The sequence below is a fragment of the Bifidobacterium goeldii genome, from assembly GCF_003951095.1.
In the GTDB taxonomy this organism is placed as follows: domain Bacteria; phylum Actinomycetota; class Actinomycetes; order Actinomycetales; family Bifidobacteriaceae; genus Bifidobacterium; species Bifidobacterium goeldii.
Window position 1 is genome coordinate 682,369 of sequence record NZ_QXGL01000001.1, and the last position, 20,173, is coordinate 702,541.

The 20,173-nt window shown below is 54.4% G+C and carries 18 protein-coding genes; 3 read left to right on the forward strand and 15 right to left on the reverse strand.

Annotated elements, in window-relative coordinates; all coding sequences use genetic code 11:
• Nucleotides 1-122: 122 nt before the first annotated feature.
• A complete protein-coding gene (locus D2E25_RS03000) occupies nt 123-1,520 on the forward strand; it encodes a DUF2252 domain-containing protein (RefSeq protein WP_125979885.1) in 1,398 nt (465 codons plus the stop codon).
• Nucleotides 1,521-1,627: 107 nt separating this feature from the next.
• Here D2E25_RS03000 and priA read toward each other — a convergent pair whose 3' ends face one another.
• The 9 genes from priA to D2E25_RS03045 form a co-directional block, all read right to left on the reverse strand.
• Nucleotides 1,628-2,353: a bifunctional 1-(5-phosphoribosyl)-5-((5-phosphoribosylamino)methylideneamino)imidazole-4-carboxamide isomerase/phosphoribosylanthranilate isomerase PriA gene (gene priA, locus D2E25_RS03005; protein WP_125979513.1), complete on the reverse strand. Its 726-nt coding sequence runs from the start codon at nt 2,351-2,353 to the stop codon at nt 1,628-1,630.
• 55 nt (nt 2,354-2,408) lie between these two features.
• Nucleotides 2,409-3,053 (reverse strand): imidazole glycerol phosphate synthase subunit HisH, encoded by a 645-nt coding sequence (gene hisH / locus D2E25_RS03010; RefSeq protein WP_125979514.1) that lies wholly within the window; start codon nt 3,051-3,053, stop codon nt 2,409-2,411.
• Nucleotides 3,054-3,122: 69 nt separating this feature from the next.
• Complete coding sequence (locus tag D2E25_RS03015) at nt 3,123-3,914, reverse strand: hypothetical protein (protein ID WP_241216949.1); 792 nt, start codon at nt 3,912-3,914, stop codon at nt 3,123-3,125.
• On the reverse strand, nt 3,914-4,516 hold the full coding sequence (gene hisB / locus D2E25_RS03020) for an imidazoleglycerol-phosphate dehydratase HisB (protein ID WP_125979515.1): 603 nt from the start codon (nt 4,514-4,516) through the stop codon (nt 3,914-3,916). The genes D2E25_RS03015 and hisB overlap by 1 nt, the downstream gene beginning before the upstream one ends.
• A 68-nt stretch (nt 4,517-4,584) precedes the next feature.
• Complete coding sequence (locus D2E25_RS03025) at nt 4,585-5,757, reverse strand: histidinol-phosphate transaminase (protein WP_125979516.1); 1,173 nt, start codon at nt 5,755-5,757, stop codon at nt 4,585-4,587.
• Nucleotides 5,758-5,931: 174 nt separating this feature from the next.
• Nucleotides 5,932-7,329: a histidinol dehydrogenase gene (gene hisD / locus D2E25_RS03030; RefSeq protein WP_164514679.1), complete on the reverse strand. Its 1,398-nt coding sequence runs from the start codon at nt 7,327-7,329 to the stop codon at nt 5,932-5,934.
• 148 nt (nt 7,330-7,477) lie between these two features.
• A complete protein-coding gene (locus tag D2E25_RS03035) occupies nt 7,478-7,903 on the reverse strand; it encodes a HepT-like ribonuclease domain-containing protein (protein WP_125979517.1) in 426 nt (141 codons plus the stop codon).
• A complete protein-coding gene (locus D2E25_RS03040; RefSeq protein ID WP_125979518.1) occupies nt 7,900-8,304 on the reverse strand; it encodes a nucleotidyltransferase family protein in 405 nt (134 codons plus the stop codon). The genes D2E25_RS03035 and D2E25_RS03040 overlap by 4 nt, the downstream gene beginning before the upstream one ends.
• Before the next feature lie 59 nt (nt 8,305-8,363).
• On the reverse strand, nt 8,364-9,833 hold the full coding sequence (locus D2E25_RS03045; RefSeq protein ID WP_125979891.1) for a xylulokinase: 1,470 nt from the start codon (nt 9,831-9,833) through the stop codon (nt 8,364-8,366).
• Between the two features lie 241 nt (nt 9,834-10,074).
• Here D2E25_RS03045 and D2E25_RS03050 point away from each other — a divergent pair, with 241 nt between their 5' ends.
• Nucleotides 10,075-10,902, forward strand: a complete 828-nt coding sequence (locus D2E25_RS03050; RefSeq protein WP_125979519.1) for an aldo/keto reductase — start codon at nt 10,075-10,077, stop codon at nt 10,900-10,902.
• A gap of 106 nt (nt 10,903-11,008) precedes the next feature.
• Nucleotides 11,009-13,537, forward strand: a complete 2,529-nt coding sequence (locus tag D2E25_RS03055) for an ATP-binding protein (protein WP_125979520.1) — start codon at nt 11,009-11,011, stop codon at nt 13,535-13,537.
• Nucleotides 13,538-13,617: 80 nt separating this feature from the next.
• On the opposite strand, the gene D2E25_RS03060 is transcribed toward D2E25_RS03055, so the two are convergent.
• From D2E25_RS03060 to D2E25_RS03085, 6 genes are all read right to left on the reverse strand, one after another.
• Nucleotides 13,618-15,018: a hypothetical protein gene (locus D2E25_RS03060; RefSeq protein WP_125979521.1), complete on the reverse strand. Its 1,401-nt coding sequence runs from the start codon at nt 15,016-15,018 to the stop codon at nt 13,618-13,620.
• A gap of 5 nt (nt 15,019-15,023) precedes the next feature.
• A complete protein-coding gene (locus D2E25_RS03065; protein ID WP_125979522.1) occupies nt 15,024-15,635 on the reverse strand; it encodes a hypothetical protein in 612 nt (203 codons plus the stop codon).
• A 55-nt stretch (nt 15,636-15,690) separates the two neighbouring features.
• A complete protein-coding gene (locus tag D2E25_RS03070; RefSeq protein WP_125979523.1) occupies nt 15,691-15,888 on the reverse strand; it encodes a hypothetical protein in 198 nt (65 codons plus the stop codon).
• A 107-nt stretch (nt 15,889-15,995) separates the two neighbouring features.
• A complete protein-coding gene (locus D2E25_RS03075) occupies nt 15,996-16,259 on the reverse strand; it encodes a hypothetical protein (protein ID WP_125979524.1) in 264 nt (87 codons plus the stop codon).
• A gap of 87 nt (nt 16,260-16,346) precedes the next feature.
• On the reverse strand, nt 16,347-16,937 hold the full coding sequence (locus D2E25_RS03080) for a hypothetical protein (RefSeq protein WP_125979525.1): 591 nt from the start codon (nt 16,935-16,937) through the stop codon (nt 16,347-16,349).
• Nucleotides 16,927-20,142, reverse strand: a complete 3,216-nt coding sequence (locus D2E25_RS03085) for an FtsK/SpoIIIE domain-containing protein (RefSeq protein ID WP_125979526.1) — start codon at nt 20,140-20,142, stop codon at nt 16,927-16,929. Before D2E25_RS03085 ends, D2E25_RS03080 begins: the two co-directional genes overlap by 11 nt.
• Nucleotides 20,143-20,173 lie beyond the last annotated feature (31 nt).

The following is a 20,173-nucleotide window of genomic DNA, read 5'->3' on the forward strand; positions in this document are numbered from 1 at the left end:
ATGTTCATGCACGCGTACATGCTGGTATGTGCCGTTATGGACTTCGCATACGCGGTAAGGTTGTGTGTGTGAGTGAGAGCAATATTCTGCATACGGCGGACGCCGATCATCCGATTATCGACATGACCTCTTGGCATCAAGCATCAACGCCAGCTGAACGCGAGCGCGCAGGCCTTGATCGTCGCTTCCGCATTCCGCTAGCGAGCCATGCGCTGTGGCAGGTGCGTGAAGGGCGTCGTGATGTGATCGGCTTGCTGGAAGAGCAGTCGCGTGCGCGTGTGCCTGATCTCATTCCGTTGCGTTACCAGCGTATGAGTGTTTCTGCGTTCACGTTCTACCGTGGTACGGCTCTGATTATGGCAAATGATCTGGCACGCACGCCGGTTACTGGCATTCCGGTGCAGGCGGTAGGCGATGCGCACATCGGTAATTTTGGTATGTTCCGCTCTCCATCGAACCGACTGGTGTTTGATATTAACGATTTTGATGAGACGACGACCGGGCCGTGGGAGTGGGATATTAAGCGCCTCGCTGTGTCGGTGGAGATTTGTGGGCGTGCGAACGGTATTCGTAAATTGGATCGTCGTGCTGCGGTGAAACGCTGCGTGCATTCATATCGTGATCATCTCAAGCAGTATGCTGCGATGGATTATCTTGACGCTTGGTATGACCATATTGATGTGGAGGCGGCGCTCGACCATTATGAGAGTACCGTTAACGGTCAGCGTAATCGCACGCTGCGTGATGCTGCAGCGAAGGCAGCGTTGAAAGATTCCAATCGTGCTGCTGCCAAGCTCACGTATCGCGATGGTGACACATTACGGTTCCGTTCGAAACCGCCGGAGTTGACGCCAATTAACGAGCTGCAAGACTATGCCGATTTGGAGGCATTGCAGGGGCGGCTTGAAACCTTGTTCGATAGTTACCGGCATAGCCTGTATGAGGATCGTCGGCACGTGTTGAGTCATTACACGTATCATGACACTGCTCGAAAAGTAGTAGGTGTTGGCTCAGTGGGCACGCGCGCATGGGTGTCGGTGCTTACTGGCCGCGATATTAACGATCCGTTGATGTTGCAAATGAAGGAAGCTAACGAGTCAGTATTGGAACGTTTCGTTGGCCGCTCCCCGTACGCGACGCATGGCGAGCGCGTGGTGCAAGGGCAGAAGTTGATTCAATCGACTGCGGATGTGCTGCTCGGTTGGGCGAGTTTTATGGCGGAAGATGGGCACAAGCGTGATTATTATGTGCGCCAATTCTGGAATGCTAAAGGGTCGATTGATATTGACCATCTCAATGCGCTAGCGCTGTCTGATTTGGGGCGCATGTGCGCGCGGTGTCTCGCTCATGCGCATGCGCGTACTGGTGATCGTATTGCCATCGCCGCTTATGTGGGTGATGACGAATCCTTTGATGAAGCGATTGCCTCGTTTGCCGCATCGTATGCGGACCAGAATGATGCAGATTATGCGTTGTTCAAGCAGCTTATTGATTCTGGCGAATTACCCTGCGCAGCCTGAGCGCATTGAGGTTCGCACGCGATGGTGTAACTATGCAAAATGCCATCCCGTGCGAACCGTTGAGGGCATGGGATGGCATAACGTGTCGAGGCAGCCGGCTATTGCGCTTACTTTGCGACTTCGAGCGCTTCCTCAAGGGTGAAAGCGCGAGCGTAGAGGGATTTACCCAAGATCGCAGAGTCAACACCCAGATCGGCAAGCTCCTTGATAGCGCGCAGATCATCGAGCTTGCTAATACCACCGGAGGCGGTCACTTTCGCATCCGTGCGTTCAGCGACTTCGCGCAGCAGGTCAATGTTTGGGCCGCTCATCATGCCGTCGCGCGCCACGTCGGTAACCACGTAGCGTGAGCAGCCAACAGAGTCGAGGAATTTCATCGTCTCAAACAGGTCGCCGCCTTCCTTAACCCAGCCGCGAGCCGCAAGCGTGTGGCCACGTACGTCGAGGCCAACGGCCACGCGATCGCCGTACTTCTTGATCACCGAAGCGGTCCAATCAGGGTTTTCCAGTGCGGCAGTACCAATGTTGACGCGTGCAGCCCCTGCTTCTAGCGCAGCATCGAGCGATGCGTCATCGCGCACGCCACCGCTCATTTCAATATTGACTTTGTCACCAAGTTCGTGCACGATTTCGCGCAGCTGAGCGCGATTGTTTCCAGTGCCGAACGCAGCATCAAGATCAACCAAGTGAATCCATTCCGCGCCGGATTCGACCCACGTGCGAGCAGCTTCCAGCGGAGAGCCGTAATCGGTTTCAGAACCCGATTCGCCTTGGCGCAGGCGCACAGCCTTGCCGTCGCGCACATCAACAGCGGGCAACAATGTCAGTGACATAATATGACCTTTCTTACCGGTGTTTTAGCTTCTTAGCTGGATCTCAAACGATGAATCAGAACGTAGCCAACCAGTTGCGCAACAGTTGCGCGCCAGCTTCAGCAGACTTCTCCGGGTGGAATTGCGTAGCAAACAATGGTCCACGCTCATACGCCGCAATAAAACGACTGCGACCATACGTGCACCATGTGATACGCTCCTCATCACCCAAGTCGATATATTCGGAGCTTAAATCTTTAGGCGTGGCGGAACATGCGGCGTAGGAGTGCACAAAGTAAAAACGCTCATCCGCAACACCGTTGAGCAGTACCGAATCAGCAGGCGCTTCCACCGTATCCCAGCCCATATGCGGTACTACATCGGCGTCAAGCAAGTCAACCGTACCGCCAATGAGTCCCAAGCCGCTTGCTTGCTCACCATGCTCGTTGCCTTGGTCGAACATGATTTGCTCGCCCACGCATACGCCGAGCACCGAGCGGCCAGCACGCAGGCGATCCATAATGACACGATCGCCGGAAACGTGGCGCAATCCTTCCATGCATGCGCCGAATGCGCCAACACCAGGCACTACCAGACCGTCAGCTTCTAATGCTTGACGATAATCGGAGGTCAGCGTCGCATCGACGCCGAGGTTCGCGAGAGCACGCACCATGGAACGCACGTTACCGAATCCATAGTCAAATATCACTACCGAAGTCATGCTTGGTCTCCTCTTTACTCGTGTTGCTGATACCGGCTTAATGCCTGTCGATCATCACCAAGTCGTCTGTTAGCCGATACGCGAAGCGCTACCGCGGCCAAAACGCGTGAACTCGGCGATGATAGCCATCGCCTGATCATGGTCAAGGTCGGCGGAACGTATGATGTCGAATCCTTCAGCTTGCAATGCGGCTTCATCACTAATGCCCAGCATGAGATCTTCAACGAACGGCGCGGTGGCACTAAACAGTACTGGTGGCACGAACGTCTGATCTGGCTTGCCTTGCAAGTACATGGTTGCTTCGAGCTTGTCGGCACGATTGACTGTGAGCACAACAGCCATGCCAGAAACCACAATGGTCAAGTCATGGGCTGCAGATTCAGGGCCATCGCCATCGAGATTGCGCAAAATGGCTACCGCGCCTTCTTTGGAGCCGATGCAATCAGCAGAAATGTCAGAAAGCTGGCAGAACGCAGCAAGGAGTTTTGGCGACGTGAGCCGAGTGATGAGCATTGCAGCTTTCGCCTTATTGCCCAGCAACCCTTGCAGTTCATCGTCAAAAGTCGTCGAAGGATCGGCAGCATCACTTGCCTGCGCGTCAGATGGCGCACCGGAAGCATCATGCGCATCAGCTTCTGGTGTGGACGGATCAGCGGCATGCGTTTCAGCAGGCGAAGCATTGTCCGCTGGAGAGCCGTGTTGGGAATCCTCTTGGAATTCTTTTTCGAATCCGGCGAGGGCTGCCTCGAGCTCCTCATCGCTGAAATGCGCGTCGAAATCGTCACCGTTGGAATCGTTATTCGACGAATCGAACGGATCAGGAATGTCGAAATCGTCGTTGTGCGGCTGTTCGTCACTCATCACAGCGCACCCTTCGTGCTCGGAATCAAGCCTTCAATACGCGGGTCAGGCTCGATAGCGAATCGCAGTGCGCGTGCCAGTGCTTTGAACTCAGCTTCAGCAATGTGATGCGGATCGCGGCCAGCAAGCACCTGCATGTGCAAGCAAATACCAGCGTGCAGCGCGATCGATTCCATCACGTGACGCACGAGCGAACCAGTGAAATGCCCGCCCATCATGCAGTATTCGAAGCCAGCTGGCTCACCAGTGCACACGCAGTATGGGCGCCCGGAAATATCAACAACAGCTTTGGCGAGCGCCTCGTCGAGCGGCACGGTCGCATCAGCAAAACGACGGATGCCGCGCTTGTCGCCGAGCGCTTGCTTCAAAGCCTCACCGAATACGATGGCAGTGTCCTCGACGGTGTGGTGCACGTCGATGTCAGTGTCACCGTGAGCCTTAATGGTCAAATCGATAAGTGAATGCTTACCGAGCGCGTTCATCATATGGTTGTAGAACGGCACAGACGTGTCGATACTGGTTTTGCCAGTACCGTCGAGGTTCAGCTCAAGGTCAATATGCGATTCGCTGGTTTCACGAATAATGTGCGCGGTGCGTGCCATGTGATGCTCCTTACCGTCTGTTCTACCGTGTGTTCTACGTTTACTGCGCGCCTGTTACGGGCACGCTTCTATTCCGCTTCCACAATACGCAATGCTTCAACGAGTGCTTCGCGGAAGCGTGCCATTTCATCATCAGTGCCCATGCATACGCGCATCCAACCATTGGGGCCGACGACGCGGATAAGCACGCCACGCTTCAACAGTTCGTCAAAGATGCGATCGCGCTTATCGAAGTGCCCGCCAAACAGCAGGAAGTTCGACTCGGATGCGGCAACTTCAAGCGGCTGGCCCTTATAGGTCTGGGTCTTAAGCCATGCGGCAGTAGCTTCGCGGGTCTCGCGCAGGTGAGCAACCTGGCTGAGCTGTTCGTCAGTGTGTTCGAGTGCGGCGAGTGCAGCAGCCTGCGTGACAGCGGACAGGTGGTAGGGCATGCGGACGATGCGCACGCAGTCGATGATGCCCTTGCTCGCTGCCAAGTAGCCGACGCGAGCGCCGGCGAACGCGAACGCCTTGCTCATCGTGCGGCTGACCGCGAGGTTCGGATGCTGGTCGATAAGCGTGACAGCACTGGGCGTGCCAGGATTGCGGAATTCGACGTACGCTTCATCGACGACGACGATCGGGTGCACGCCGGGCGCGGCGCCTGCCACGTCGGCGCTCTCGCACACCTCGAGGATGCGTTCGAGGTCAGCGAATGGGAGTGGAGTGCCGGTCGGATTGTTCGGGCTGGTGAGGATCACCATGCTCGGCTTGATCTCATGAATTGCTGCGATGGCAGCATCCACGTCGAGCGTGAAGTCAGCGTTGCGGTGTGCGAGCTTCCATCCGGTGAACGTGTCGCGCGCGTATTCGGGGTACATCGAATACGTCGGATCACAGCCGAGCGCAGTACGGCCCGGGCCGCCGAATGCTTGGAACAGCTGAAGCATGATTTCGTTGGAGCCGTTCGCACCCCACAGCTGGTCGACAGTGAGACGCGCGCCGGACTCTTTAGCGAGATAATCGCTGAATGCTTGGCGCAATGCAATATGCTCACGATCGGGGTAACGGTTGAGCGTATGAGCGATTTCGCCGACGCGGCGCGCGATCGTAGCGCACACTTCAGGGTTCGGCTCGTACGGGTTCTCGTTGACGTTGAGGCAGACCGGCACGTCAAGCTGCGGCGCACCGTATGGTTCTTCGCCAATCAAATCGTTGCGCAGCGGCAGATTCGCTGGAATCGCGTTGGTTTCTTCAGTCATGTTCTCTCCCCCAGTTCCGTTTCTTGGCCCCCTCGGCTGAGGGGGCTGTCAGCGAAGCTGACTGGGGGAGCGTCACCGCTCCAGAACGTTTCACAACGTCCGACTACCCCTCAGTCAGCCTACGGCTGACAGCTCCCCTGACAAGGGGAGCTGAGCTCATTGGCATATGCCCTTTTAGCGCAGGCCAGCTTCCTTTTCCTGTTCGCGCAGTGTGGCCTTGTCGTATGGGTCCTTGACGAAACGGGACAGGACGCATTCGCCATGAGCCGGCAGGTCTTCGGACACGGCGAAGGCGTTGATACGTGCAGCGAGTGCCTTCAAGCCTTCCTCGTCGTATTCGATAACTTCGACAGGCTTCATAAAGGTGTGGACTCCTAGGCCTGCGGCGAAGCGAGCGGTACCACCGGTGGGCAGCACGTGGTTGGAGCCAGACATGTAGTCACCCAGCGGCACCGGCGAGTAGGGCCCGCGGAAGATGGCGCCTGCGTTCTTAATACGCTTGACGACCTCATCGGCATCCTTGGTCTGGATTTCGAGGTGTTCGGCAGCGTACGCGTTGGCTGCGTCGATCGACTGGTCGAGGCCGTCGGTCAGCACAATCGCAGACTGCGTACCGGACAGGGACGTGTGCACGCGCTCAGCATGTTCAGTGCGCGGCACGCGGTAGTTGAGATTCTCCTGCACCTTGTCAGCAAGCTCAGGAGAATCAGTGAACAGCACGGAGCCGGCGAGCTCGTCATGCTCAGCTTGACCGATCAGATCAGCGGCGAGGAAGCTTGGATTAGCGTCCTTATCAGCAATGATGCCGATTTCAGTCGGGCCGGCGACTGCGTCAATGCCCACAAAAGCCGACACGAGCGACTTAGCAGTGGCTACGAAAATGTTGCCCGGACCGGTGATCTTGTCAACTGGATCGCACAGCACGTCGCCATCCTGCGGCTCGGAGCCCTTGGCACCGTACGCAAACATGGCGATGGCCTGTGCGCCGCCGACCGCGTACACTTCCTTGACACCGAGGATGGCGCAGGTAGCGAGGATCGTCTTGTTCGGCAAGCCCTTGTCATTATCGCGAGCCGGCGGGGTGGCGATGGCGAGCGATTCGACACCAGCAGCCTGCGCGGGCACAGCGTTCATGATGACCGAGCTCGGGTAAACGGCCTTGCCGCCAGGCACATACAGGCCGACGCGCTGAATCGGAATCCAACGTTCAGCAACGCGAGCGCCAGGCGCAAGATCCGTGTGGAAGTCCTTCGGCACCTGGCTCGCAGCAACAGCGCGGGCACGGCGCACGGATTCTTCAATAGCAGCACGCACTTCAGGATCGAGCGTAGTCAGTGCAGCTTCGATCTCCTCTTCAGGCACACGCAAATGCTCGGGGCGCACATGATCGAACTTCTCCTCGAAGTCACGCAGGGATGCAGCGCCGCGCTCCTTCACATCGTTCAAAATCGGGCGCACCAGATCGGTCGCCTCGGAAGTGCCCATTGCAGCGCGCGGCATCGCGGCCAGCAGTTCAGCACGGGATAGGTTCTTGCCACGAAGGTCGATGATTCGCATGATGTTTTCGCTCATAATCCCTCATCGTAACAACGCAGCATCACGAACCGCCGTCCCATGTCCGTTTTCACCCAAATCGTGAGATACCGGGCGTATTTCAGCGCTCTTCAGCCTCGATCTGCGTCAGATATGCGAATAAAGCACTCAAATATATGTCTCGCAGCTAGATAAGTGGCGCATCCCGTAAAGCCTGCGCACCGGAAGTTCCTATCGCCGTATCCGGAATGCCGATGAGCTCGATCGCCCGCGTGACAAGACCAATAATATCCGGGCCTTCACCGGTTACCGAACGGTACACTTCCTCGAAATCAAGGTTGCCGTAGTCGTGAACGATCCAGTCACGAGTACCGGCGATGGCTTTCCAAGCAACCTCCGGCTGGGATGAGACAAACTGTTTCGACAGTTTCTTAACATGCTCACCGACTTGAGCAACCGCCATGGATACTGCATGCTGACGAAGTTCATCCTCTTCGAACTGTTCAATCGTGACCCCATGGAGAAACGATAATGCCAGCTCAAGTTCGTGCCGAATCTGCAGCAGGTGAATCAGATCCCTCTGAGGATCCATTTCGGAGTGCGAACCGCTCATACCTGCTCCTCGTCATCGGTCGGCAAAATACGCAAAATTGGTTTGGACGTCACATTACGTACAAATAGCAAACGGATCATCTCATCATACGGTTTCTTCTCCGACTGCGTGATGTAATCAGCATCCACCAGATCGATATCGCGACCAAACGCATCCCTTAAGGCACTTCTGAAATTCGCCACTCTACGTGCACGCATATCGTCATGAGAAGTGGCATAAATGAAGTCAATGTCAGAATCGGCATTGGCCTCACCGCTAGCCATAGAACCAAACAAATACAGTTCGTCAATTCCATATTGACGCGCAAACGGCCGCGCAAGCGTAGCGATATCGGATGGAGAGGGAACACGTTCCTCTCGTCCACTATCATGCCGGCTCGCCGGAATTATTGCCGCTGTCATGGCTCCATCTTATCTGCATCGTTTCCAAGTCGGGTTTCATACGATCGATTGGTGTGAGCTCACTTCAGAGCAGCGAGTGACGGGTAGAGAGCGACGAAACGGGGGTAGAGGGTGTCGTAGGCGCGCATGGCGGATGGCTCAGGCTGGTAGACGGTGCTTTCACGTACAGCGGCGACCAGATCAGGGCGATCGAAGACTAGCGAGGCGAGCGCGACAGCAGGCAGGATGTCAGCGTTAGCGAATACCTCGACTGAGTGATGCAGCATATCAGCCAGGATTTGACACCATGCAGCTTCGCGTGCACCACCGCCGATGAGCGAAATCGAAGTTGGTGGCTCATCGAAGCTTTCCATGCCTTGACGGATGGAGAACGCGACGCCTTCGAGCGCAGCCCGCAGCATATCAGCACAGCTTGCAGCAGGCGAAAGTCCTACGAATGCGCCGCGTACTGTCGGGTTCATTACCGGGAACCGCTCTCCCACTAAATATGGTAGGCAGAGCACACCATTGGCGCCGGGTTCAGACGCTGTGATGAGCTCATGCGCACGTGTATAGTCGCCGTCTGCAAACAGTCCGGTCGCCCAACGGTGCACGTCGCCGGCATTGAGGAATGGTACGGCGTTGACGAATCCGTTAGCGACGCCAAACGCGAGATTCGCCGCTCCCGGCTTGTTTACGAACGGTTCGGGCGAGACAGTGGCGATCCAACCGGAGGTACCGAGGTTGATATTGTATTGGCCGGGCCGGCTGACTCCGCTAGCGAACGTGGTGGCGCCCGCGTCGCCGATGCCAGCGTATATGGCCGTGCCTGCCGCGAATCCGGTCACTGCAGCCGCAGTAGCAGTCACCGAGCCAACAACGTCCTGAGGCTTGTGCAGTTCAGGCAACAGCGCAACATCGATGCCAGCAGCCGTGCACAGTTCTTCATCCCACTGCTCGGTATGAATGTTCATCGCACCTGCGGTAGAGCAGGCGGCCACGTCGCCAACGCACACGCCTGTTAGGCGCGCAATGAGATAGTCCTTGGAACTAATCAGCACATGCGCAACCTGCGCAAAGGTGTCTGGTTCCTTATCGCGCATCCACATGAGCTTTGGTAGTGGCAAGCAGCCTTCCAGTCGATTACCAACGACGTCAAGAAAACGTTCGTGTCCGCCAGCATATGCGTCTGCGAGCGCACGAGCTTGTATTTCGGCGCGACCGTCGGAGTACAGGATGGCGTTGCGGACCGGGTTGAGATCGGTATCGAGCGCGATGACGTCCTGCATTTGCCCGCTGAAAATGATGCCGGCGATGCGCGTCGTGTCGAAATCAGGATCGTCGTGCGCCGCATTGTGCAGCATCGCTTGCGCGACCTCGCACATCACTCGCCACCATTGATGCGGATCCTGTTCGCGCACGCCATCGTCAACGATCAAGTCAAGATCGCCGCTTGCCGAAGCAACGATACGACCACTGTCGTTCACTAACGCACCTTTAAGCGCCGTCGTACCCGAGTCGAACACCGCAGCATAGCGCGCGCCGTGCATGCTCTCGTCCGCCGTGATCATATCGTTGCGCATATCACCCTTGCTCATGACATTTATGGTAGGTGCATGATGCGTGTTCGTCGGCGACCATTTCATACCCGCACCGCGCGGCCACTCCCCCGCCGCTGCGCCGAGAGCGCAAATGATCGGCGGCAGTTCCGTAGAATGTCGTGCGACGAAGACCAGTGCAATACTGCGCGCTCGCAATGGTGGCGCGGCGTAATTGATGAACGGAGGGTTCATGGCGATTCAATCGACGATCATGCTCAACAACGGCACGGTAATTCCGCAAGTGGGTTTGGGCGTGTTTCAAACGCCAGATGGCGAAACAACAGCGAACGCGGTCGAGGCGGCGCTTACAGCCGGCTACCGTCACGTGGACACGGCGATGATCTACGGCAACGAACGTTCCGTAGGCGAGGGCATTCGCCGTTCCGGCGTGCCGCGCGGTGATATGTTCCTCACAACGAAGCTGTGGAACGACGACATCCGTGCCCGCCGTGGCAAGGCTGCATTCGAGGAGAGTCTGGAGCGTCTCGGCGTTGACTATGTGGACTTGTATCTGATTCACTGGCCTGCGGACGGCTGGCAGCAGGCGTGGGATGATCTGCAGGAGATCTACGCTTCCGGACGCGCGAAGGCAATCGGTGTAAGCAACTTCCAGCAGCATCACATTGAAGAGCTGTCGAAGAACAGTGATGTGACGCCGGCGGTCGATCAGATCGAATCGTCGCCGCAGTTCGACAATCAGGAGCTTATCGATTTTCTTGCCACCAAGGGCATTGCCACTGAAGCGTGGAGCCCGCTGGGTGGTACCGGCGGCAACCTGCTATCCGACCCGACGTTGGCTAAGATCGGTGCGAAGTACGGCAAGTCGCCGGCGCAGGTGGTGATTCGCTGGCATATTCAGCGCGGTGTGATCGTGCTGCCGAAGTCCACGCATGCCGAGCGTATCCGTCAGAACTTTGACGTGTTTGATTTCGTATTGTCTGACGCAGATATGGCGGCGGTGAGCGCGCTGAACACTGGCAAGCGCAACGGTGCTGATCCAGACAATTTCGATTTCTAATCGACTATCACGGGCGGGTTTGCGGGGTTTACGCTCCGGAAACCCGCCCGCCGCATAGCTGCCCTCGCGGTATTCTAAAAAGGATGTTGCCTCGAGAGGAGCGAAAATGGGTTTATTCGATTTTTTGAATGGCGATACGCAGGGGCCTCAACAGCCTTCGAATAATCCGTTTGCGCCGCAACCGCCTGTGTATGGTAGCGCTAATACAGCTCCGGCTCCTTGGCAGTCTACTGGCAGTGCTCCGTTTGGTGGGCAATCTTCTACACCGTTCGGTGCGGCATCAAACACACCGATTCCTCATCGCTCTTCGTCTGGTGCTGGACCGCGTTTTATTAAACGCGCTACGGAGGAAGAGATTGGCAACGCTTGGCCGGCGGCAATTCAGCGTTATCAGTTGCAAACGGTGCAAGGCAATTCGTTTGTTCCACAAATTGATAATTCGCTAGTGCCACGTGTCACCCCTGAGCAGCGTAAGAAGTTTAGTGCGATTAAGCATCTGCCTATTCATGGTCGTCGTATTTATGGCAAGCCTGGCTCAGGCTTGAGTGACAGTGATTTTGGTCAGGAGCAGGTGCGCTCTGGTACTGCTGGCGAGCAGATTTTTGCCAAACTGCTCAGCCGTGATGGCATTCTTGACCGTTGCGTTTCGTTTTGGTCGATGGCTCGCCCCACTGAGGATGGTGAGCGTGATTCCAGCGGCGCCGATGTTGACTGCGCGCTGTTGATTGATAATCATCTGTTGCTTATCGATGTGAAGAATTATCGTGCTGGTCTTGCTTATCACACGCTTATTCCCGATAAGGCTATGTTCTGCGTATATCCAGCGGCGCGCGTAGTGGCGCAAAACCCCTATATTTTCTCAGTGAATATGAATTGGGCGCGCAATAATCTCAATGATTATCTCGGCCCTCGCTGCCCGGGATTAACTATTGACACGTTTGTGGTGCTGGTACCGGGTGAATCTGGCGAAGCGACATTGGATCCTGATATTACGTGGCCAGGTGGTATTCCCGCATATTCATATTCCGCGTTCAAAAGCATTGTGAACCGTATGCTGCCCCCTAATCAGGGTTTTGTGCGGCGTACACCGCTTGAGGGCTTTCTTGCTTCCATGGTGAAGCATTACACGTGCTCCCCTATCTCGCCTACAGCACCAGTAAACGAGAGCGCGTGGCCGAAGCCAACGTTTGATGATGATCGCGATATTGATCAGCTCAACGAGGGCGGTTCTCACGGTAAAAGCGGTAGCGGTAAAAGTAGTAAAAACAGCGGCAAAGGCTCGTCAAGCAAAGCTGGTTCGCGCAGTAGTAGTGAGCGCTCTTCCAGTAGCCGCAGTGAATCGAAACCGCGTAAGAGTAGCAGCGAATCGTCGTCAAGCTCGTCAAGTGGCTCCTCGCGCTCGAGTGCTTCTGCGAGCGCGAGCGCGAGCGCAACGAGCACCGACGATAAGCCGCGTACATCTTCGCGGTCACGAACCAGCTCGTCTACTGCATCAGATTCGTCACGATCTTCTGCGTCTTCAAACAGTCAACCGTTTGGCAGCTCGCATGCATCCTCATTGCCGACGGGTTGGGGTGCTGATGATATTGATGATGACGATGATTGGGTGCCACCGTCGAAGATGCCGAAGCCTGAGCCTCAGGCAGCATCGCGCGCATCCGGTAGTGCGCGCGCATCGGCAAGCCGATCATCGTCTCGCTCAACAGCCGCTCACAAAGATCCTTTTGCTCGCCCGGATGGTCAGTCGCGTACTGCCTCGTCAGGCTCAGCAAAGCCCAAGGCTCGTGCAAAGGCTGCAAACCCGTATTCGCTTGACCATGAGCCGCCGCTTGATGCTGCTACGTTGAGCTACGAGTGCGGTCTTGACCCGAATATGAAGCCAGTGTCGCTCTCGCTCAGTGGTGTTTCTGGCGTTGTTGCTGCTGGCACGTCTGGCATGGGCGAAGTGACGGGCATGATGTTTATGGCCACGTTGCTCGCTAAGCGTGCGGGCGTGTTCATGCGATTTATTGACTGTAAAGACAGTGCGTACTTGGACACATACCAGCCTGCGTTCGCAACGCTGATTCACCGTTCGCAAGGTCTTGATGCACTGTTAAAAGAAGTGCAAGATGTGAAACGCTTAGTTGATTCGCGTTCGTTCCTAGTCAGGCGTTTGCAGCCTAACGGTGACTATTGGGCGATGAATGCTGAGCGTCGGTTGAAGCCGCTGATGCTGTTTATTCACGAATGCGGTAGTTTGTTCAACTTGGATTCGAGCAGTGGCTCTGTTTCCAGCGAGGACCGTGAGGCAATCGAGACGATTCAGCAACTGCTGTTGCAGATTATTGAACGCGGTCGTCAAGCTGGTGTCATCGTCGTGTTGTCAACGCAACAGCCAGGCCAGGCAAGCTTGCCGAAATCGCTGGTGGATGCTTGCCAAATGCGTATCTGCTTTGGTGCAGTGGATGATACTGTCGCATCGGCGATTTTCAGCGATCGTGCTTCGACCAACGGTAATCCAACCACCACACTGGAACGCAGCCATGCGGTGATCTCTATGCCGCAGAACACTATCCCAGATGTGCGTTTTTACACGATCGCTAAATCAGTGACCGAGGGATTGCTGGGCGATACTGCCAAACCGCAAGCATAAACGAAGGCACATGCGATCAAGTTGGTAGTGGCGGAATATCTCCCTTGAGGTATTCCGCCACTTTCACATTGTGTAGTGCCTTACAGGCGATCAGAGAACTCTTGCGCGTATTGCATCGACTGTTGCAACATCATATTGTTCGCCCAATCGAGTCGCTGGCGCGCAAACTCCAGTTGTCTAAAAGCTGTTTGCATATTGGTATCATTCGTACCTTGCATAGCTTGACGTATTTGTGCGCTGAGTTGTTCAATCTGGTGTGTTTTCTCTTGCAGTACGCTTCGATTGCCCATAATGTCTTGAACGATACTGCGCAGGTTACCGCGAATACCCATGACAGAGACACTGCCGCCGACGGCTCCCATTGCGCTGCCTGCAGCAGATGCTGCTGCAGAAGCGGCGCTAGACACTGCTGGCCCAGCAGCAGCTGCAGCACCTGCCGCACCATCTGCCAACGCGTTCGCAACTCCTGCAGGCCCACCATGATTCATCAACATTTTAGCCGCTGCCGCGCCACCCAGCGCAGCTGCTAATCCCATAGCCCACCGGTATCCGCGCAAGTTACCAAGCGGTCGTCCATCCATATTGTCAGCAAGATAATGACCAACATGCCCCTGCTGCTCATCATCAAAATACGCTCGGGCGCCTTCACGTTCCGCATCGCTTAAGCCACCGTGTCGTAAGCGGTCTACAAACTCGCTCATCACATTTTCCTCGTCCACGCTTGTACCGTCACCATGACCAGTCAACGTGTTCATGCGAGCGACACTCGGACCAAGTTGTGCAGCAGCTTGCTGCTGAGCAGCCGTCCCAGATGCTGCACTAGGCTGCGTATTTTGTTGTGTAGCCTGTGCCGTATTTTGCGTTGCAGACTGCTGTTGCCGTTCTTCTTTGTTGCGCGCAACCACATTGAAACCTACAGTCAGTCCCATACCAAGAAGACCCGCAATCATTGGTCCAACAATAGTGCCTACTACTGCCCCACCAATTACTACACCTATACCCCATCCCATGAAACGAAGACCCCATTTGTGGAGGAAACCATCATTGCTGATAATTGATTCTTTGATGAAATCCGCTGTAATAAGGTCTGATGGCACATGATCTTTGAGCTGACTGAGAACATCACCAATGATAGGAATATTATCTACCGCTTCACTATCATGAAAAAGATCATGCAAGGATTTGGTATCACTAATATCTGTAGGATCTACATCGAGTGTCTTTTTGCCTGATAGAACGTCAGGGTCAAAAAGGCTGCCCATAACCTGAAACGTTTTTGTCAATCCAGCTGGAATAATCTGAGCATCCCAGTAGTAATCGCACTTTGATAAAAACGACGATGCTCCCCTAAACTTGTCAGCAATAAAATCAGAAGCATTATCTAACGCAGTGTCAGCGCTATCAAATAAGTTAAATAACAGATTATGATTATGCGGACTGTTTTGCGTGGCCGCATAAGTGCTGTGCGCATTATTCAGCATTATGGTCACTCCATCCACATGAGAAAAGCGAAATCATTGGCACACAAATCCGCAATTGTTTTGATTACTTCGTGAGCAACTGCTAAGGAGTCTCGATTCAAATGATCTGCAGTACGTCGAATTGATGCACGTACGTCTAGCCTTGGCTGGCTAAAAAGCAGATCAATAAGCGTTGGAGATAATTCCCGAGTTTTCTTGTTCGGATTCGATGAATATATAACATTTGAGAGCTTGGGATTTTCCTGCTGTTCCTGTCCTTCTACTGGAACGCGGAACCCATATGGCTCTAGATGCACACCTTCAAATGAATCGAGTATATGCATTCCAGGATCAATTCTCAGAATTGCTTTCTCCTGTATCATCCAGGGAAGAAAATCATCAGGAGCCTGCTGACCTTTCAGCCATTCAAGCAGTACGGATTCTTCACGTGGCGTGGCCATGTACTGGATTACATCATTGAAATCCGGTGGAAAATCATGCAAGCGATTTATTGCCACGATCATAGGAATAGCACTATCATCTTCATCGCGTAAAAACTGTGGCAGTTCCTTGCCGATCCAAACGTATGCCGGCTCTTTGAGCTTGTTCAGATCCAACGTATCCGTATACTCACTCATCCACTGTCTCCCCCCTATTATCCGGCTTATTCAGTCTCACTTAACGGTTTCACACTCACGTCTGTTGTAATGCGACAACAGCTTGGTCAATAGCTTTCGTAGCCTCGTCCAATGCGCCATCAATCTGCTGGTCTAAGCCAGTGGCACTGCCGCCGATTACTGCTCGCATCTCAAAACGATGACGGTTGACTCTGCCGCGCAGTTCAAGCAATTGGCGAGCGATATCTCGAGCCATATACGTGTAGTCACTCATCGCTCATCACCATCCTTACGCCATGTATTTCGCTCATATATAGGCATCGCGCAGTAGCACATGTCCTGTGCGCTGCGCGATACCAACGAATCCACTGAACGGGTGCGTTACGCCCTTGCGGACCACTCGTCGCCGGTTTTCTTCACCTGGCGCAGTGCGGCAATGGTCTGTTCCAGCGACTTGGTAGCAGCAGCGAGAGTCTGTGCAATCTGCTTATCCTGACCGGTAGCAGTGTTACCGATTGCGGCGATAACCTTCTGGCTTTCTTGAGCGAACTTGTGCGTGAACGGTGCCAGCTGATTGCCGATCTTGTCGGAATTATCTGCCAGCGCGCGCACTGTCTGCCTCAGTTGATCAAGTGTTGATGCCATGTTCATTCTCCTTTGTATTGATACCCATTGGGGTATGGCTATCTGCGATTGAATTGGATAAAACTTGGATAAAAATACCTATATCGGTTACATCATCAGTGCCACAGCTACTGCGATTCCAATCACAGCAACCACGCCAACAACAATGCCCACAATCAGCGCAACGTTCGGCTTCTTCTTCACCGGTTCCGGCGCAGGCTTTGGCTGGTTCAGCATTGCACGGCGTCGAGCCAGCGCAGCTGCAGCTGCAGCACGCGCACGAGCAGCAGCCTCTGCTTCAGCTTGCTTTCTGCGCGCTTCAGCCTCATCCTCAGCTTTCTTTTGGTGAAGATAGGCTTCTGCGGTTGATCTGATTTGCACAATCAGATTATGCTGTTGCGCTTCCAACACCTGCGGATCCGCATTTGAGGGTACGGGTCGAACAGCTGGAGGAATACGTACGTTCATCGCCGCATACGGTCCAGACGCGAGCGAGCTCGCTACCCTACCGTAATCCGCTTTTGCGTGTTCGCTTTGCTCCGCGACTGCTTTGCGTTGAGCGCGCGCTTCAGCATCGAGTCGTTTTAGCGTCTGAGCCATTTTTTGTTCGGCTTCAACGTTTACACGAACAGCATCTTCAAGCTTAACGTTGATGTTTTCTACCAGCCTCTGATACGAGACGATTTTGTTAACGGGCATCACGTAGCTCCTTCACCAGGTCTCGCAACTGCTGCGGGTTTAATGGCTGATAAGGGATCATTATGGCTGCTGAAGTCATTCCTTCGACATCTTTGTAGAGCGCACGGTTTTCCGCACCATTCCATGCAGAAGTAGGACTGTCAATCCTTATAGCTTGTTCATGGGTGCCATAGAGCAAAATCTTTCCATCAAACGCGCCGGTTGGTCCCAAACCGTTCTGCATGAACGTCTCATAGCCAGTGGCGTTCGACCACCAAATAAACATATGGATGTTGACCATTGAACCAGTAGAAAGCAGCTTGAACAGTTTCTCTCTTGGCGTTGGCTCGTTCGAGTACACGTTCATGCCAGCGTTGAGGCTGGAATTCAGCGAACTGCTCGCCGAGCTGGTGGTATCAGCAGGGTTAGAGCTGCCAGCAAGGTTAGTGCTGCCAGCAGGATTGGTGCTGCTGCCAGTCAAATTCGAGCTGCCAATACCCAGATCAGAACTGCCCGCACCCAGGTCCGAGCTACCCGCACCAAGATCAGAGCTGCCAAAGCCCAAATCAGAGCTTCCAAAGCCAAGATCAGAGCTGCCCGCACCAAGATCAGAGCTGCTTGCGCCATTAGTGCTCGGCGCATTGCTCGGGCTGCTGATGTTGTCATCCCAGCTCAAGTCGAGATTGTTCGCAGCAACACTCAGACCAGAATCCGGGAACATTGACGATGCAGCCGGAACAACTGGTGCCGTAGCAGTCTCAAATGGCAGTGGCATAGGCTTATGATCAAAGTCACCACTGCGTTCGATAGCAAACACCATCACATACATCGGCGGATCGCTCTCCCGATGTTGCATAAGCAGCTGATCTGCCTTGTCGAACCAGCGAATCGCATCACGCTTCTTCACGACCTCTACATCGTGGCCGAGGTCTTTCATCGCTTGTATCCACTCTTCAACATGGTTGAATTCGCGGTCACGGTCAATCAAGCAGTCAATAATCACGAATTTCGCACTACCAGGCACGCACGAAGCAGCCAGAGACAAACCAGTCGCCTCAAGCAAACCGATACCCATGTTGTTGTCTTGATCATCGTCAAGCGCATTCGGCGATACGCCATTGCCAATAACCGCAATATGACGTCCCATACCGTCGTCGATCTTGAACGATACCGGGTTCGGATCCACCGCAACAGGGCGGCCCAAGTATGCGCGCGTAACGCGGCCACCAAGTCGACCATCACGCTGAAGATCAATCAGATCGCTAGCCAGGTCAGCAGGCTTCGTACCGTCGAACACCATCGGCCCAGTAGTGGAATCCTTAACCCGCTTATACCACTGCTCTTGCAAATTGTTCAGCTGATCATCCTTGGCCATCGCCACCATAATGGTATGGTTCGAATCGAGCGCACCATAGTCATAATTGACAATAGCTTGACCACGATAGTGCAGTCGAGCTGCCGCAAGATTGCCTTGCACGAATGTGGCTTGTGCTTGCTCAGGCGAGTTTTTCAAACCAATACGGATCGGGAACTGGCCAAACAGGTTATCTGCCGAGTTGGCGAGCGCTTGAATACCGGTAATGGTCTGCGACGCGAGAATCACATGGATGCCGTATGCTCGGCCAAGTCGCACATCCTCTTCAAGCTTTGCTGCAGCCTCAGAGTTAAGATCACTATTGCCGCCCTTGAGCAGCATTTGGAACTCATCGATAATCACGACAATACGCGGCATACGCTCGTTGGGGCGCTTCGCACGATATTTGGCGATATTATCGACGTCAACCTGCTTAAACAGGCGTGAACGACGCTCAATTTCCTTACGCATGTAATCAAGTACTGCAAAACCGAAGTTTTGATCGGCTTGCAGGCCAAGGATACGTGCCTGTGGCAAAAATGCTGGCGAATTGCGGCTCGGCGCCATCGGTGCCAGCGTGACGCCATCCTTAAAGTCAAGCAGATAGAGTTCCAGCTCATCTGGCGAATAGCGCGAGCACATGCTGTAAATCATGACCTTGAGCAGGTTTGATTTACCTTGACCAACAGCACCAGTAACGAGAATATTGTGCTTCTGCGAACGCTCATCACCGATCGTGATTTCCGCGTTCGCAATGCCTTCACGGCCCAGCGCAAACGTAATGCCGTTAGCGGTAGACATGCCCCAATCATGCTTGGGTTGGACCTCATTGAAGTCAACAATCGGCAGCCTCAAGTTGTGCGCGCTTTCGGCAACCTTAGCTGCAACCTGTGCCGCTTCAGTAGCACTCAATGTGCGCAATTCAATGGGGAACGTGTTGGAAATATTCCATGTTGGCGTGCGATGAGTGAGGTCGAAGCTCGTGCCGAGCGTTTGAATCTCGCTCAGCGAGCACCATTCAGGAAGCTTGGTCGGGTCGGCAATACGAATGATGAAACTAATACCGTAGCGTGGCGCTTCGGCGATGAGTTTCATGAGCCGGCGATGTTCTTCTTCGCGTATTTCGCCCGGGTAATCGTACAGCGTTACCAGCGTGTACTGTTCGACTGGCATACCAACTTTTTTACGATAGCTCACGAGCGTGGTTTCCGCGCCCTGCAAGATATTGCCGACGCGCTGCAGGGTTTCACTGCATTCGTCGATAATGCCATTCAAGCCATTCGCGCCCATGCCACTGGCAGCTTGCACGGTACGCACCATGTTCTGATCTTCTTGAGCAAGGGCAGAAAATGGGGCAAGTGGCGTACGGTATGAGGGATCGTATGCAACCAGTTGCAGCTGATTAGGCTCTGTATGTTCGATTGCCGTGGCGATAATGGCGCGAACAAATCCTTCTGCTTGAGGATTGTCGCCGGTGACTACGATATTGCCGTGACCGAGCAGCGGAGCGATGAGTGGCATGCTGATGTCATCATTGACATCAGCTTTGCGGCCATCGATACGAAAACGTCCAAGTTCGACATATTCAGCGACGCGTAGCGCTGGATTATCAATTTTTGGTTCAGTCAGTGATTTCGCACGCGATGCAGCGTCAGCTACTGCTGAAGTAATCGCATCTGTCGCGCGGATTTTAGCCACCATAAGCTGCCGTTTTGCATCAGCTTTTGCTTTGCGCGTGCGCGCTTCCTGTGCTTGAGCTTCTCGAGTGCTCCACGACTCGAGAGCACCCAAATATTGGGCGTGAACCCGTTTGAGCTCTTCGCACTGTTTGGCGATTCGTTCGCGAAGCGTCGCCAGCGTTACCGCAGCCATGATTAACCTCTCACTCGCGTATAGGTTCGTT